We start from the raw sequence: 15,452 nt of genomic DNA on the forward strand, positions 1-15,452 counted from the left end.
GCTTCTCTATAATACTGGTACAACGCATTTATATTGTGTCCTTCTTTGACACGGGTAGTGTGTTGCCCTAAGTGTCATGTATTAAGGTTAATTTGCTGAGCGTGCGCATTCTCCCCTGGTTGTTGCTTCTGCTAAGTTCAAGTTTTGCGCCAGCACTGGCGCAGGATGTGCAGTTGCTTGGCCTGAAGGTTTCTCCGGCATTAGGCCGCTCGGGTGTGTCTGATAATCAGATGCCTGCCTTTCTTGAAGCCGTGAATATGCGTGGCGATGCCGAAAATAATCTTCGGATGACCGGAAATGCATCCGCCAGACGCCAGGATTCGGTGCTAAAGGCCAATATCATCGACTACAACAAAAAAGCGGGCATCATGGATGCACAGGTTAATGCCCGCCTGATTCGCGATGGAAACATCGTGACCGGTCCCAGCATCACATACAACATCGAAGACGGAACGGCCACAGTTGATCAACCCAATTTCTGGCTTGAAAGTGGTGGGGCCGGGGTCGGATCCTGGGCCGATGTCTATAACCGCAATCAGATGAGTCTGACCGATGTGACTTATAGCGGTTGCCCATGTCCTCAGCCATCTTGGTATTTGCAGTCCGATAAGTTGGATCTTGATTTTCAGGAAAACGAAGGTGTGGCCAGAAATGCAGTGCTGTACTTCAAGGAAGTACCGATTCTCGCATCTCCATATTTGACTTTCCCCCTGAAAAAAGAGCGCAAATCCGGCTTTCTGCTTCCGACATTTGGGTCGACGACCAATACCGGTATCGATTACACGCAGCCGTATTATTTCAACCTTGCGCCCAATTACGATATGACGATGCAGTTGCGCGCGATGAGCAAGCACGGTCTGCAGCTTGGCGATGAATTCCGTTACATGGGTGAAAGTTATTCGGGGTTGATGGCCGGTACCTATTTGCCTAACGACATCAAGACCGGAACCGATCGCTGGTTGTACACGGCACAGCATGGACAGCGCTTTGGCAATGGATTTTTTGCTGGCTATAACGTCAGCGGCGTGTCCGACGATAATTATTTCAAGGACTTCTCCAGCATCGCCGTCAATCAGGCAATGATCAGTTACTTGCCGCGCCAGGTTGGCGGTGGCTGGGCTAACGAGTACTGGACCACAGGTGTTCAGGTCATGACGTTTCAGACGATTTCCCCTCCGGGAAGTCTAGTTGCGCCGCAGTACAACAAGGTGCCGGAATATACCTTCAATGGCCAGCGATTCGATTTCGGCGGTTTTGATGTTCAGTCACAAAATACCCTGACCTCCTTCCAGATGCCTGAGGACAAAAGGTTTGCGCTTGGTCCCAACGGCTCGCTTCGATGGAAACCCGACGGACAGCGCGCGCTGTCCTACAACTCGATTGCCTATCCGATCGTGCGTCCGGGCTGGTATGTGACTCCCAAGGTTGCAATGACCCTGGCTCAATATCAGACTGATTGGTATGGTCTTGATAGGTATTACGGCTACGGCCAGGATTCAAACACCCGCGCGTTGCCCATTATGTCTGTTGACTCGGGAATGACATTTGACCGGCAAACGACGTTTTTCGGTAAAGATGCTTTGCAGACATTTGAACCCAGAGCTTATTACCTGCGAGTTCCCTACCAGGACCAATCCCAACTTCCGGTTTATGACACGACGCTTGCGGATTTGAACTTTTCGCAAATTTTCCAGGAAAATATTTTTGCCGGCTACGATCGTATCAGCAATGCGAATCAGACAACTGTTGCCTTGACAACACGCTGGCTGGACGCAGATTCCGGCTTTGAGCGCCTGAGCTTGTCTCTGGCTCAGCAGTACTACTTCGAAGATCAATACGTCACATTGCCCTATCAACGAGCTCGCACAGATACACGATCGGTGTATTTGTTGGGCGGTAACGCTGCGCTGACCGATACGACGAATACTGCGGCAACTTTCCAGTACAACCCTTACACCAACCAATGGGATCGTGCACAAGTTGTTGCACGCTGGCGCCCCCAGCGTCTGGCAATGATGTCTTTGTCTTATCGCTATCAAATTAACCCGCCTCCGACAGCGATTTATCAGACGCCTGGTCAAAACCAGATTAGTGCCGCTTTCCAGTGGCCACTGACCAATCGCTGGTACTCGGTGGGCCGTGTCGATTATTCGTTCAATCGCGTGGATGCGCCAAGTATTATCGATCCGACAGTGATCGTTGCAATGCCTAAAGTGACCCAGGCGATTCTGGGACTCGAGTACAAAGGCGATTGCTGTTGGAGCGGCAGAGTGGTGTTCCAGAGATATGTCGTTAGCGCAGACCAGACAAACACCGGAGTGTTTTTCCAGCTTGAGCTTGGTGGATTGGGCGCGCTTGGACAAAATCCTATGGGCTTGCTGGGTAAAAGCATTCCGGATTATCAGAACATCAACCCGCCAATACCGTCTGTCAGTAAATTTGAAAGGTACGAATAATGCAAGGTGCGATCGTTTTAAGCCGACTTTTAGCTGCATTCATTGTGTGCGCAGGATGTGGTGCGGCATGGAACGCCGGGGCACAGGCAAGTCAGACCGGTAAGGCTAAGCCAGCGGCCGCGCCCAAGGCTCAGCAATCCACCTCTTCCGCCGACCAGGAAGCGGATACGATCGTAGCCGTTGTCAATAAAGACATCATTACCCAGCGTGAGTTATCTGTTCGTTTAGCGCAAATCCGACAAGAGTTATCCAGACAAAAAGCCCCCTTGCCGTCTGACGACATCTTGCAGCGTGAAGTGCTGCAAAGGTTGATACAAGAACGTTTGGAGCAGCAGGAAGCCAAGCGTCAAAAAATTGAAGTGACCGATCAGATGCTCAATAGGGCGATCGAGAGTATTGCTCAGCGTAACAAAACGACAGTACAGAATATGCGTAAGCAGGTTGAAGCTTCAGGCATGTCCTGGGATCAGTACAGCAGCATGATCCGTCGCGAAGTGATGCTTGAAGGATTGCGTCAGCGAGTTGTCGATAGCACTATCTTGATTTCCGATGCCGAGGTGGATGCCTATCTCAAAGATCAAACCGCTCGTCAATCCGGCGGCTTGGCTGCATTAGCGCAACAAGGAATGCAGCAGCAGGCTGCCCAACAGCAGGCCGCTCAACAGGCGGCGCAACAAGCTGCGGCTCAACGGCAGGCCGCCCAAAGCGCTCCCAATCAACCACCCATCCTGGGGCTTGCACAAATTCTGATACGAGTGCCCGAGGGGACTTCGAAAGATCAGTTAAAACAGTATCGCGCACGTGCAGATGCGATCATGGCTAGATTACGGGCTGGTGAAAGTTTCGAGGCTGTCGCACAGTCTTCATCTGACGGTCCCGAGTCAAATCGAGGTGGAGAGCTTGGTGTGCGGCCTTTAGAGGGTTGGCCTGATTTGTTTTTGAAGGCTGTTGCCAATGTTAAAGACGGTCAGGTCAGCGGGGTGATTCAAAGCCCGAACGGGTTCCATATTTTGAAAGTACTAGGTCGTGCCGGTGGTCAACAGTCCGCACCACCACCTGCGGCCAGAAATCAGAATGCGCCTCAACAGCCAGGCCCCGGTCCCGTCCCGGGCCGTGCGCAAGGCGATGCTGCAACCGCAAAGCAGGGGCCAATGCCAGTTCAGCAAACCAAGGCACGACATATTCTGATCAAGACTTCGCAAGTCGTATCCGATGAGATTGCGCAGCAAAAACTTGAGCAAATACGATCGCGTCTGGTTGATGGCAAAGAATCATTCTCCGATTTGGCGAAACGTTTCTCTAACGATAGTTCAGCTCCATCGGGCGGAGATTTGGGTTGGTTGAATCCCGGCGAAACAGTGCCTCCTTTCGAGAAAGCAATGAATGCTCTCAAAATCGGCGAGATAAGTCAGCCCGTGCAGTCTCAATTCGGATGGCATTTGATTATTGTTGATGATCGACGTACCGAAGATATCGCCGAGCAGTTCCAGCGCAATCAGGTGCGACAGAAATTGTTCCAGCAACGATCGGATGCCGCTTTCGAAAACTGGTTGCAACAGATTCGAAATCAGTCCTATATAGATAATCGTCTCGAGAAACGTCAGCGTCAGTCCAAGGAATAGTCGGTGGCCAACCATCAGGCGCGTAAAAGGTTTGGCCAGAATTTTCTGGTGGATCAATCCGTAATTGATTCGATCATTCGTGCGATTGCACCCCAGCGCTCCGACCGCATGATCGAGATTGGTCCGGGCTTGTCCGCGCTGACGGCACCTTTGCTCGATCGCTTGGATCATTTGACCGCCATAGAAATCGATCGCGATCTCGCCGCGCGCTTGACGCAAAAATATCCTGCCGATCGTTTAACGGTGGTGAATGAGGACGTGTTGCAGATTGATTTTTCTCAATTCGGATCAGGGCTGCGAATTGTGGGAAATTTGCCTTACAACATTTCAAGTCCCTTGCTTTTTGCTTTAACCAATCATGCCGAGCAAGTGATTGATCAGCATTTCATGCTTCAGCGCGAGGTTGTCGATCGCATGGTCGCAGACCCGGGCAGCGGTGATTACAGTCGCCTGAGCGTCATGTTGCAATCACGCTGGCGCATGCACAAGCTGTTTGATGTGTCGCCCGATGCATTCGATCCCCCTCCCAGAGTGACGTCATCGATCGTTCGGATGATTCCATTGGGAGCCGATCGACTTCGCGCCGTCAACGAAGACCTTTTTTCGCGTCTTGTGCAAAAGGCATTTTCTCAACGCCGCAAAATGTTGCGTGGTGTTTTGGGTGAATGGACTTCACTCATCCCCTGGAGCGATCTCGGCGTTGAGCCCACCTGGCGGGCCGAACAAGTTTCGGTAGCTGGTTTTATCGGTATGTCGGATGCTTTAAGCGCTGCCGGAGTAGTCTGAAATACTAGATGACGTGATGTCGTGCGGCAAGCCAGAGGCGCATGATGTCTCGGGTGCGATCTTCAAGAAGCTCTGCGGCGTTTTCGCAGGCATGCTGTAGCGTCATAGGGCCGGATGTCAAACTAAAAGCAGCCTGAATACCGGCGGTATATAAGTTTTGATAACCCGCACCTAGTGACCCGGCTATAGCGATGACAGGCACACCTGCCTGTTTGGCAATAGTGGCGACACCCATGGGGGTTTTGCCCAGTAAAGTCTGCGCATCCATACGACCTTCACCAGTGATGACCAGGCTTGCCCCTTGCACTGCATTAGCTAGTCCACCTATGCCTGCAACAACTTCGATTCCTGGCCTGAAACGCGCTTGCAGCCATGCATGCGCTGCAAAGCCCAGGCCGCCGGCAGCACCAGAGCCCGGTGCATCGCGCTTGTCATAACCAAGTTTTTTAGCGCTCAGATCTGCAAAGTGACTCAATGCGGCATCAAGTTGTTTAATCTGTTGAGGGGTTGCGCCTTTTTGTGGTCCAAAAATAGCGGATGCGCCCTTGTCACCGCATAATGGATTATTGACATCGGAGGCGATGGTGACCGTGACGTTACGAAGTCTTTCATCAAAAAGCGTGTCATCGATGGATGCAAGATTAGCGAGAGCCGCGCCGCCTTGAGTGATTTGTTTTCCATTGCCATCAAGTAGTTTCAAGCCCAATGCTTGAAGCATGCCTGCGCCGGCATCGTTTGTCGCTGAACCGCCCAGTCCGAGGACGATGTGTTTAGCACCTGCATTCAGAGCGTGCACGATGAGTTCACCAACACCGGCGCTAGTGGCGCGCATCGGATCACGCATTTCAGGCCGGATGTGTTCAAGGCCGGCGGCGGCAGCCATTTCAATTACGGCAGTTTCATTGTCCAACCACCCCCATGCTGCATCAATCGGCTCGCCTAAAGCGTTTTGAACTCGCTCAATACGCCTCTCTCCATTGGTTGCGGCAAGCACCGCATCGACAGTGCCTTCGCCACCGTCAGCCATCGGAATGCAAATAACATGGGTGTCCGGAGCTGCACTTTTAATGCCTCTTTCAATCGCTGAGGCCACCTCAGGAGCGGATAGGCTTTCTTTGAACGAATCGGGTGCGATGATGATTTTCATGAAAAACTCAACCAAAGAACCAATAGCAGACCGCGATGGAAGCAATTACGCCGGCAAGATCCGCGAGCAGGGCGCATCCAACCGTGTGACGCGCACGTTGTACTCCGATCGCACCGTAATAAACAGCTAGTACATAGAATGTCGGCTCAGTGCTGCCCTGTACGGTTGCAGCGACTAGCGCGGGGAAACTATCCACGCCATGATGTTGCATGGTTTCGATCAGTAATGCCCTTGCGGCACTGCCTGAGAAAGGCTTGACGAGAGCGGTTGGCAAAGCATCTACAAACCGGTCATCACCGCTGAAAGCATGCACGATCCAGCGAATTCCGTCCAATGCGATATCAAGCGCGCCGGATGCACGCAACACTCCAACAGCGCACAACATTGCAACCAGATATGGCAATAAATCTTTAGCGATATCGAAACCTTCTCGCGCACCTGAAACGAAAGTTTCATAAACGTCGATTTTGCGCCAAGCGCCAAACCCTACAAAAATGATGATGATTCCGAACAAGACTAAATTGCCGGTAAGTGCGGAAACCTGAGAGAGCGCTGCTGCGCTCAAGCTTAACGCTCCGGCCATAATTGACCCTAGAAAGAGTGTGATTCCGAGCATCCACATCAGTACAACCGGGTCGCGCAAGGGAATCCGCTGCATAAAGGCGACACTCAGAAACCCTGTCAGTGTCGAAGCGCTGGTTGCCAGCAAAATCGGTAAAAATACAAGTGTCGGGTCCGGGGCTCCTTGTTGCAAACGGTACATGAATATGCTGACAGGTATCAATGTCAGCGAGGATGCATTGAGAACCAGAAACAGAATCTGAGCATTCGTCGCGGTCAGAGGATCCGGATTAAGAGTTTGTAGTTCGCGCATTGCGCGAAGGCCGATCGGCGTGGCTGCGTTATCCAGTCCAAGTCCATTTGCGGCAAAGTTCAATGTGATCAGACCGATGGCGGGGTGGCCGCGCGGAACGCCCGGCATCAATCTGGCAAATAAGGGACCTAGCCAGCGCGCGAGGGTGTTCACCAGCCCCGCATGCTCGGCAATACGAAGAAATCCTAGCCAAAGCGTCAATGTTCCGAACAGCACGATCATGATCTGAACAGAGAGAGTGGCCATTTCGAACAGACTTGCCACGATCTGGCTGAAAATCTGATGATTGCCGAGAACCGCCCATTGAATCAGTGCTGAAGCGGCGGCAATCAAAAAGAAGCCTAGCCAGAGGATATTGAGCATGATCGGGTTGGACGTTTAGAGTGATTTTTTCTGGATGAGTTCGATCTTATAGCCGTCCGGATCCTCGACAAAGGCGATTACGGTGGTGCCATGTTTCATCGGACCGGCTTCGCGAACAACGTTTCCGCCGAGTTTGCGAATTTTGTCGCAAGCGGCATATGCGTCATCAACTTCCAAGGCAATATGACCGTAGGCCGTTCCAAGGTCGTATTTATCCGTATCCCAGTTATATGTCAGTTCAAGTACAGGACCTTCGGATTCGCTTTGATAGCCGACAAATGTGTTGGTGAAACGTCCTGTCGGATATTCTGTGCTGCGCAGCACGCGCATGCCCAGCACGTTTGTATAAAACGCAATCGAACGATCAAGATTGCCGACTCGAAGCATGGTGTGAAGAATACGCATAATATGATCCGAAAATAATAGGATTGAAGATTGTTTGCTCAATCATAACAACGGAGTTGACCGGACGCTTATATTTCGGGAACACCGTCCGGGGAATGGCGATTCAGCATTTTCCGGGCAGTCTGGTAGTCCGGAAACAGTTGTTCAACTTCGCTCCAGAAGTTTTGACTATGATTCATTTCGCGCAAATGTGAAAGTTCGTGAGCGATCACATAGTCAATCACGATTGGAGAGAAGTGAATCAAGCGCCAGTTCAGCATGATATTTCCATCGCTAGTGCAAGACCCCCAGCGCGTTGCAGCCGATGAAAGTCGCCATTGGCGGATTGTCAGGCCAGTCAGGGATAGAAAATGGTTGATTCGATTGTCAAAAAAAACACGGGCCCGCGATTGAAGCCACGCTTGTGTCATATCCCGTATGCGATTGGTGTCGGCATCATTCGGTAAGGGCAGCCATAACGTCTGACCATCCTGCGGGGAATCCGGATTTCCGTCGAAATAGGTTGTCCCGGGTTGAATATGAGGTCCGGGTACTCCGCTGTTCAGGACTATTTTGCAGCCCAGGTAAGGAAGTTGTCCACCCGGCTGCCATCGCGTGTGCGATAGTGCAAGCTGTTCTTTGCGTGCTTGCCAATCTTTTAGTTTCGAGAGAATCCAGGACATCTTCTCGATGACCGCGGCATCGATTTGACTCAATGTGACCCAGTAGGGAGCTGTCACGCGCAATCCTTCATCGCCGATCACGAAACCAATACTGCGTCTTCGGGACCGCATGAGCACGAAGCCTACTGTGTGATCGCCATGCTTGACCAATCTCCACTTTGTATCCGGCGCAAGCTTAGCCGGCGGAATAACCCAGTCCGGTATCGGTGTATTGTCATCCGTAAGCAGGAGGTCCAGCTGACTCATGGCTATTGGAGGCTTTTCTCGTGGGGTTTTGCGCCCTTTTTTTTGGAATAACGTTCAGGGTTGAGGCGGTGCATTTCAGCTTCGATCCAGCTTTGAACACGTTCGTTAAGCTCTTCGGGAGTGAGTCCCGAGGATTCGATGGGTTGTCCGATCGATACAGTGATCAATCCGGGGCGTTTGATGAAAGCGTTACGAGCCCAGCATTCTCCGGCGTTGTGGGCAATTGGTACAACCGGTGCGCCTGTTCTGGTCGCTAACAGCGCGCCTCCCATTTTGAACCGGCCTGTTTTGCCGGGGGCTATACGCGTGCCTTCGGGAAACAGAATCGGCCAGCGTCCTTCGTTTAGTCGTTGCTGACCTATTTTGACAACTTGTTCAAAGGCGTCGCGACCTTTTGCTCGATCAATCGGAATCATGTTCAGCATCGCAAGCCCCCACCCGAAAAAAGGAACACGATGCAACTCTCTCTTGTAAACAAAGCATACCTCACGGGGAAGGTACGCCGGAAGAAATAAGGTTTCCCAAGCGGACTGATGCTTGGAAAGAATAATCGCTTGTCCTTCGGGTAAATTCTCCCACCCTTCGAATTTCCATTTGATGCCGCAAATCACCTTTGCACCCCAGATAGCCATTCGCGGCCAGCCCATGGTGAGTTTGAAGCGCCAGTGCAAAGGCATGGGAAGCCACAACAGACATGCAAAAGCATATGGAATGACTGTGACAATCAAAAATAGTGCGTAGAGGCTGGACCGGAGAAAAAGCATATATTCTTTTAATGTCCGGAAAGAATTTGATCAACAGCGTCTGCCAGATTCTCGGCGAAACGTGTTCCGGGTGGGATATCGTCTTGTTTGATTGTCTTGGCTCCATTGCCGGTTTGAACAAGCCAAGGCGAACAGCCAGCCTCATAAGAAGCTTTCAGGTCGCGCATCGAGTCGCCGATGGCCGGCACGTTTTCCAGTGAAATATCGTAGCGGCGCGCGATGTCGTGAAACAGGCCGGGCAGTGGCTTGCGACAACTGCAATGATCATCAGGGCCATGTGGGCAAACAAAAATAGCGTCAATGGATCCGCCCAGGTTCGCAAGCTCTTTGCGCATTTTGCGATGAATGGCAGTCAGGGTCGTCATGTCGAAGTATCCACGCGCCAGGCCTGACTGATTCGATGCAATCGCAACCGTCCAGCCCGCCTGATGTAATCTCGCTATAGCCTGAAGGCTACCCGGTATGGGAATCCATTCATCGGGATGTTTGATGTACGCAGCGCTATCTTCATTGATGACGCCATCGCGATCCAGGATGATCAGCTTCATTGTTCGAGCCTTGAAATGTCAGCGACCTGGTTCATCAGATCATGCAGCTGAGCCAACAGAAGCAATCGATTGTTGCGCACTGCCGGATCATCCGACATGACCATGATGTCATTGAAAAAGGCATCGACAGGCTCGCGCACTTTTGCAAGCGTTAACATGGCCGAGCGGTAGTCACCTGTTTCGAAATACATCTGTGCAATCGGCTGAAGCTCGGCAATCTTGTTCGCAAGAGCTTGTTCTGCGGGCTCGGTCAATAAGGCGGTATTGATTTGCCCGCTTAGTTGATCTTCTGCTTTTTTGAGCAGATTTCCGATGCGCTTGTTTGCTGCAGCCAAGCTTAACGCCGCGGGGTCTTTTGCGAAGTCTGTCACGGCTAGAATTCGTGAGGCGACTTGATGCAAGGGCGGTCTAATGGCAAGCACTGCTTCGACTGCATTGCGATCATGAAGTTGAATCAATTGATTGCGCAAACGTTCGATTACAAAGGCATGGACTTCATCGACAGTACTTTTATCAAGAGATCCTTCCTTGAACGTCAGAGCCGCAGCCCCCATTAGGCCTTCGATGGTCAAAGGACTTTCCTGCTGCGGTTGGAGTACGTTTCCGGCGGTCAATTGTTCAAAAGCGCTGATCAATCCCAAAGCCGCCCGACGCAATCCGAATGGGTCGCGCTCTCCGGTTGGTGCCAAACCTATGCCCCAGATTCCGACAAGAGTTTCAGCGCGTTCTGCCATGAAAAGTACGGTAGGCGTGAGGTTGTCGGCCGTAACCGGTTGATCCAATCTGATCTTGTACTGCTCGGCAATTGCTTGAACGACCGCAGCGGACTCTTGATCTTCTTTGGCATAGTATGAGCCGATAATGCCTTGAAGTTCGGGAAATTCACCGACCATGTTTGTAGTCAGATCCGCCTTGGCCAGAAGTGCGGCCCGATCCGCTTGTGCCGGATTGATGCCAAGAGCATGTGAGATCCATGCGGCAATTTTGCGCACGCGTTCGGTTCGCTCGAGTTGTGTTCCCAGCTTATTGTGATAAACGATGGATCCCAACTGCTGAACACGATCTCGAAGGGGAATTTTTCGATCAGTATCGAAAAAGAACTGCGCATCCGCCAGGCGCGGACGCACAACGCGTTCGTTGCCTTCGATAATCGCTTGAGGTGTATCGGTCGGCATATTGCTCACAATCAGAAACTGATGGGTAAGTGCGCCGCTGAGGGGGTTAAAGAGGGGGAAGTATTTTTGATTAAGACGCATGGTCAGAATCAGGCATTCCTGAGGTACGTCAAGAAAACGTTTCTCGAAAGATCCAACATAAACAATCGGCTCTTCGACCAAGGCCGTGACTTCATCGAGCAATGCATCGACCGCGGGGTCATCGCCGAGACTAGCGCCAAGGCGGGCCGCTTCGGTGGAGAGCAAGTCCGAAATGCGAGTGCGTCTTTTGGTGAAAGAGGCGACCACGCGACCTTCGGCCGCGAGTTGATTTTCGTATGTATCAGCCGAGATGATCGTAATCGGCCCGGGGTGTAAAAATCGGTGTCCGTGCGTAATGTTGCCACTCTTTAATCCGAGAATTTCCGCCGGTATGATCTCGTCGCCATGCAAGGCAATCAATGCATGGGCAGGACGGACGAACTTGACTGTCGTGACGCCATCGTCAAGCTGGTAACGCATGACTTTTGGAATTGGCAGTGCATTGATCGCTGATTCGATCGCGCCTTGAAGAACCGTGCGCAGATTTGCACCGGGTGCCCTGCCGCTTGCGATCAAATATTCTTGTTTGCCATCCGACTCTCGTCCAAGCGAAGAAATATCAAGATTTTCCCAACCTTTAGCGGCAAGTTTTTTGAGCAGTGCGGGTGTGGGAGCACCGTTGGCATCAAGTCCTACTTTGACCGGCATTAGTTTTTCGGTAAAGCTTTGCTCGGGGGCGATGGACAACACTTGGCTTAAGCGAACGGCAAGGCGTCTTGGTGTCGCAAATGCTTCGACCTGATTTTGACTTGCCAGTAGTCCATGCGCTTGCAGTGCGTCGTGAATGCCCTGTGCAAAAGCCTGGCCGAGTTTAGGCAAGGCTTTTGGAGGAAGTTCCTCGGTAAAAAGTTCGATGAGAAGTGGGCGGGAGGACATCAGCGCGCCTCCTGTTTTGACTGAAGCATAGGAAAACCAAGTTTTTCGCGGGATTCGTAGTAGGCCTGAGCAACGGCACGGGACAGATTGCGGATGCGGCCGATGTAGGCGGCGCGTTCGGTGACGCTAATTGCTCCCCGCGCATCAAGCATGTTGAATGTGTGCGCAGCTTTTAGCGCAGCTTCGTATGCGGGAAGCGCGAGGGGGACTTTCATGAGTCGTTTGGCGTTTTCTTCATGATCCGCAAAATGGCGGAACAATGTTTCGGCGTCCGAATGCTCGAAGTTGTAGGTTGACTGTTCCACTTCGTTTTGATGGAACACATCGCGATAGAGTACGCGGCCTTTCGGGCCATCGGTCCAAACAAGGTCATATACGCTCTCGACGCCTTGCAGGTACATGGCAAGACGTTCAAGGCCGTAGGTGATTTCACCGGTTGTCGGGGTGCAATCCAATCCACCTACTTGCTGAAAATAAGTGAATTGAGTGACTTCCATGCCATTTAGCCAAACTTCCCAGCCTAACCCCCACGCTCCGAGTGTCGGATTTTCCCAGTCGTCTTCAACGAATCGGATGTCATGCTCCGTCGGGCGGATACCCAGTACTTCCAGAGACCCGATATACAGATCGAGAATGTCGGGGGGGGCGGGTTTCAGTACAACCTGATACTGATAATAGTGCTGAAGGCGGTTCGGATTTTCGCCGTAGCGCCCGTCTTTAGGGCGTCGGGAAGGTTGAACATAAGCTGCGCGCCAAGGTTCCGGGCCGATGGCGCGTAGAAAAGTCGCGGTATGGGATGTTCCGGCCCCGACTTCCATGTCGATGGGCTGCAGGAGGGCGCAGCCTTGCTGGTCCCAGTATTCTTGAAGTCGCAGGATGATTTGCTGAAATGTAAGCATGGAGGCTCGCGTGCTTGATAAGCGGATTAACCAGTCATTTTAGCTTGGGGCAGACCTAAGCGGTGACCTGATCCCGAATCGCCTATGATTCCGAGATCCTTTTAATTTTTAAGCTTGAATTCCGGGAGTTCTCATGTCAAAACTGGTCAATGTGGATTTCACAGATGGCATCTTGATTATTACGATCAATCGTCCTGAGGCGCGAAATGCGATTTCGGTCGAAACAGCGCATCAGATGTCGGCCGCCTTCGATGAAATGGATAGTAGAGAGGATGTCAGAATCGGCATTCTGACCGGTGCTGGCGGCACTTTCAGTTCCGGCATGGATCTGAAGGATTTCTCTCAAACTCGCAAGCGCGCCTTGGTGGAGGGCAAAGGTTTTGGAGGCCTAAATGAAGCCCCCCCAAAAAAGCCGCTAATTGCCGCAGTCGAGGGATATGCGCTCGCCGGGGGGTTCGAAATGATGCTGGCATGCGATTTGGTGGTTGCTGCCGATAACGCCAAATTCGGGCTACCTGAAGTTAAGCGTGGTTTAGTGGCGGGATCGGGCGGGTTGCTCCGGTTACCCAGACAGATTCCCTACCATATCGCAATGGAAGTCATTCTGACTGGCGATATGTTCACCGCTCAACGTGCGAATCAATTCGGTTTGATCAACGTGCTGACAGCACCCGGAGAGGCCCTGGAGCAGGCGATTCAACTTGCCCGTCGAATCTGCGAAAATGGTCCCTTGGCAGTGCAAACGGCTAAAAGTGTGGTGAATCAAGGGCTGGACTTTCCCGGCGATAAAATGTTCGAAATGCAACGACCGCTGATCGATCACATTTTTCGCTCGGACGATGCCAAGGAAGGTTCGACCGCTTTTGCAGAAAAGCGCAAACCGATCTGGACCGGCAAGTAGTTGGACTCAGGCCCGCATGCATAAGTCATGCGCGGCATGAGAGCACGGAATTCTTATTAAGACACATACAGGTAGACACATTATGTCCGTCACGATTCAGGAAGAAGATTTCATCGCGTCGATTGCCGATGCGGTTCAATTCATAAGTTATTACCATCCGGCCGATTACATCAAGCATTTGGCCCGTGCATACGAGCGCGAAGAAAGCCCGGCGGCCAAGGATGCGATGGCTCAGATTTTGACCAACTCGCGCATGAGCGCCGAAGGACGTCGTCCGATTTGTCAGGATACCGGTATCGTCAATGTGTTTTTGAAGATTGGCATGGATGTGCGCTTCAATACCAAGAAGAGCATTCAAGAGTTGTGCGACGAGGGTGTGCGTCGCGGCTATTTGAATCCGGAAAACCCTTTGCGTGCCTCGGTTTTGGATGATCCGATTTTTGCCCGCAAGAACACTAAGGACAATACCCCCTGCATCGTTAATGTCGAACTGGTTCAAGGCGCTAAAGTCGATGTGCAAGTCGCAGCCAAGGGGGGTGGCTCCGAGAACAAGTCCAAGCTGGCGATGCTTAATCCGAATGATTCGATTGTCGACTGGGTTCTGAAGACGGTCCCGACAATGGGAGCCGGTTGGTGTCCGCCCGGTATGTTGGGAATTGGCATAGGCGGTACGGCAGAAAAGGCCGTATTGATGGCCAAGCAGGCATTGATGGAAGATCTGGACATGTACGAACTACTCGAGCGTGGCCCGAAAAGCAAACTGGAGGAGTTACGAATCGAGCTCTATCAGAAAGTGAACGGCCTGGGCATTGGTGCCCAAGGCTTGGGTGGCTTGACGACGGTTCTGGATGTCAAAATCAAAACATTCGCAACGCATGCTGCATCTTTCCCGGTCGCCATGATCCCTAATTGCGCAGCGACTCGCCATGCCCATTTCGAGCTGGATGGTTCGGGCCCCGCACACTTGCATCGTCCGTCACTATCCGATTGGCCGGATGTGCACTGGGCACCTGATTACAAATCTTCCAAGCAAGTTGACTTGAATAATTTGACTAAGGCGGAAGTCGAAAGCTGGAAGCCGGGTCAAACCTTGTTGCTCAACGGAAAAATGTTGACGGGTCGTGATGCAGCGCATAAGCGCATTCAGGACATGCTTGCCAAGGGTGAAAAACTACCGGTCGATTTCCATGGCCGTACGATTTATTACGTAGGCCCTGTTGATCCTGTTGGTGACGAGGTGGTGGGACCTGCCGGCCCGACTACATCGACCCGCATGGATAAGTTCACCGACATGATGCTTGAGAAAGCAGGGTTGTTTGCCATGGTTGGCAAGGCTGAACGTGGTCCGGCAACGGTTGAGTCGATTCGCAAGAATGGTTCGGCTTACTTGATGGCTGTTGGCGGCGCCGCCTACCTTGTGTCTAAGGCGATTAAAGGCTCGAAAGTTGTCGCATTCGAAGATTTGGGTATGGAAGCCATTTACGAATTCGATGTGGTTGATATGCCCGTGACGGTGGCTGTTGATTCGAAGGGTACGTCAGTGCATACTACCGGCCCCAAAGAGTGGTCGGCCAAGATTGCGGGAATACCTGTTGTGACAAAGTGATTTCGATCGCTTTGTATTTTGAAAAAGGTCGCAATCGCGGC

The 15,452-nt window shown here is 51.9% G+C and carries 13 protein-coding genes; 5 read left to right on the top strand and 8 right to left on the bottom strand.

Annotated elements, in window-relative coordinates; all coding sequences use genetic code 11:
• Positions 1 to 101: 101 nt before the first annotated feature.
• Genes G3I67_RS11070 through rsmA form a run of 3 tightly spaced genes read left to right on the top strand, consistent with a single transcriptional unit; the run spans position 102 to position 4,864 of the window.
• Complete coding sequence (locus tag G3I67_RS11070; RefSeq protein WP_311197095.1) at positions 102 to 2,456, top strand: LPS-assembly protein LptD; 2,355 nt, start codon at positions 102 to 104, stop codon at positions 2,454 to 2,456.
• On the top strand, positions 2,456 to 4,078 hold the full coding sequence (locus tag G3I67_RS11075; RefSeq protein WP_163655318.1) for a peptidylprolyl isomerase: 1,623 nt from the start codon (positions 2,456 to 2,458) through the stop codon (positions 4,076 to 4,078). The genes G3I67_RS11070 and G3I67_RS11075 overlap by 1 nt, the downstream gene beginning before the upstream one ends.
• A 3-nt stretch (positions 4,079 to 4,081) precedes the next feature.
• The gene (gene rsmA / locus G3I67_RS11080) at positions 4,082 to 4,864 is read left to right on the top strand and encodes a 16S rRNA (adenine(1518)-N(6)/adenine(1519)-N(6))-dimethyltransferase RsmA (RefSeq protein WP_163655320.1); all 783 of its coding nucleotides are present in this window, start codon (positions 4,082 to 4,084) and stop codon (positions 4,862 to 4,864) included.
• Positions 4,865 to 4,868: 4 nt separating this feature from the next.
• Here the strand turns inward: rsmA and G3I67_RS11085 are convergent, their stop codons facing one another.
• The 8 genes from G3I67_RS11085 to glyQ all read right to left on the bottom strand — a co-directional run bounded on the left by G3I67_RS11085 (position 4,869) and on the right by glyQ (position 12,904).
• Complete coding sequence (locus tag G3I67_RS11085; protein ID WP_163655322.1) at positions 4,869 to 6,011, bottom strand: glycerate kinase family protein; 1,143 nt, start codon at positions 6,009 to 6,011, stop codon at positions 4,869 to 4,871.
• Between the two features lie 7 nt (positions 6,012 to 6,018).
• Positions 6,019 to 7,248 (bottom strand): spore maturation protein, encoded by a 1,230-nt coding sequence (locus G3I67_RS11090; RefSeq protein WP_163655324.1) that lies wholly within the window; start codon positions 7,246 to 7,248, stop codon positions 6,019 to 6,021.
• Between the two features lie 15 nt (positions 7,249 to 7,263).
• Positions 7,264 to 7,653, bottom strand: a complete 390-nt coding sequence (gene gloA, locus G3I67_RS11095; RefSeq protein ID WP_163655326.1) for a lactoylglutathione lyase — start codon at positions 7,651 to 7,653, stop codon at positions 7,264 to 7,266.
• Positions 7,654 to 7,721: 68 nt separating this feature from the next.
• A complete protein-coding gene (locus G3I67_RS11100) occupies positions 7,722 to 8,561 on the bottom strand; it encodes a M48 family metallopeptidase (RefSeq protein ID WP_163655328.1) in 840 nt (279 codons plus the stop codon).
• Positions 8,562 to 8,563: 2 nt separating this feature from the next.
• A complete protein-coding gene (locus G3I67_RS11105) occupies positions 8,564 to 9,325 on the bottom strand; it encodes a lysophospholipid acyltransferase family protein (protein ID WP_163655329.1) in 762 nt (253 codons plus the stop codon).
• An 8-nt stretch (positions 9,326 to 9,333) separates the two neighbouring features.
• Positions 9,334 to 9,873 (bottom strand): D-glycero-beta-D-manno-heptose 1,7-bisphosphate 7-phosphatase, encoded by a 540-nt coding sequence (gene gmhB, locus G3I67_RS11110; protein WP_163655331.1) that lies wholly within the window; start codon positions 9,871 to 9,873, stop codon positions 9,334 to 9,336.
• Positions 9,870 to 12,005 carry a glycine--tRNA ligase subunit beta gene (glyS, locus tag G3I67_RS11115; RefSeq protein ID WP_163655333.1) on the bottom strand — a complete coding sequence of 712 codons (2,136 nt, stop codon included), beginning with the start codon at positions 12,003 to 12,005 and terminating at the stop codon, positions 9,870 to 9,872. Before glyS ends, gmhB begins: the two co-directional genes overlap by 4 nt.
• Positions 12,005 to 12,904, bottom strand: coding sequence for a glycine--tRNA ligase subunit alpha (gene glyQ / locus G3I67_RS11120; RefSeq protein WP_163655335.1), 900 nt, complete (start codon positions 12,902 to 12,904; stop codon positions 12,005 to 12,007). Before glyQ ends, glyS begins: the two co-directional genes overlap by 1 nt.
• Positions 12,905 to 13,037: 133 nt before the next feature.
• Here glyQ and G3I67_RS11125 point away from each other — a divergent pair, with 133 nt between their 5' ends.
• Positions 13,038 to 13,805, top strand: coding sequence for a crotonase/enoyl-CoA hydratase family protein (locus tag G3I67_RS11125; RefSeq protein WP_163655338.1), 768 nt, complete (start codon positions 13,038 to 13,040; stop codon positions 13,803 to 13,805).
• Positions 13,806 to 13,887: 82 nt separating this feature from the next.
• On the top strand, positions 13,888 to 15,411 hold the full coding sequence (locus G3I67_RS11130; protein WP_163655340.1) for a fumarate hydratase: 1,524 nt from the start codon (positions 13,888 to 13,890) through the stop codon (positions 15,409 to 15,411).
• Positions 15,412 to 15,452 lie beyond the last annotated feature (41 nt).

It is taken from the genome of Sheuella amnicola, assembly GCF_010499255.1.
GTDB classification, from domain to species: domain Bacteria; phylum Pseudomonadota; class Gammaproteobacteria; order Burkholderiales; family Burkholderiaceae_B; genus Zwartia; species Zwartia amnicola.

Excerpts from the sequence above, each read along its gene's own strand:
- G3I67_RS11125 (WP_163655338.1), top strand. The coding sequence starts at position 13,038 with ATGTCAAAACTGGTCAATGTGGATTTCACAGATGGCATCTTGATTATT.
- gloA (WP_163655326.1), bottom strand. The coding sequence starts at position 7,653 with ATGCGTATTCTTCACACCATGCTTCGAGTCGGCAATCTTGATCGTTCG.
- gmhB (WP_163655331.1), bottom strand. The coding sequence starts at position 9,873 with ATGAAGCTGATCATCCTGGATCGCGATGGCGTCATCAATGAAGATAGC.
- G3I67_RS11085 (WP_163655322.1), bottom strand. The coding sequence starts at position 6,011 with ATGAAAATCATCATCGCACCCGATTCGTTCAAAGAAAGCCTATCCGCT.
- G3I67_RS11075 (WP_163655318.1), top strand. The coding sequence starts at position 2,456 with ATGCAAGGTGCGATCGTTTTAAGCCGACTTTTAGCTGCATTCATTGTG.
- G3I67_RS11130 (WP_163655340.1), top strand. The coding sequence starts at position 13,888 with ATGTCCGTCACGATTCAGGAAGAAGATTTCATCGCGTCGATTGCCGAT.
- G3I67_RS11090 (WP_163655324.1), bottom strand. The coding sequence starts at position 7,248 with ATGCTCAATATCCTCTGGCTAGGCTTCTTTTTGATTGCCGCCGCTTCA.
- G3I67_RS11100 (WP_163655328.1), bottom strand. The coding sequence starts at position 8,561 with ATGAGTCAGCTGGACCTCCTGCTTACGGATGACAATACACCGATACCG.
- G3I67_RS11105 (WP_163655329.1), bottom strand. The coding sequence starts at position 9,325 with ATGCTTTTTCTCCGGTCCAGCCTCTACGCACTATTTTTGATTGTCACA.
- glyQ (WP_163655335.1), bottom strand. The coding sequence starts at position 12,904 with ATGCTTACATTTCAGCAAATCATCCTGCGACTTCAAGAATACTGGGAC.
- glyS (WP_163655333.1), bottom strand. The coding sequence starts at position 12,005 with ATGTCCTCCCGCCCACTTCTCATCGAACTTTTTACCGAGGAACTTCCT.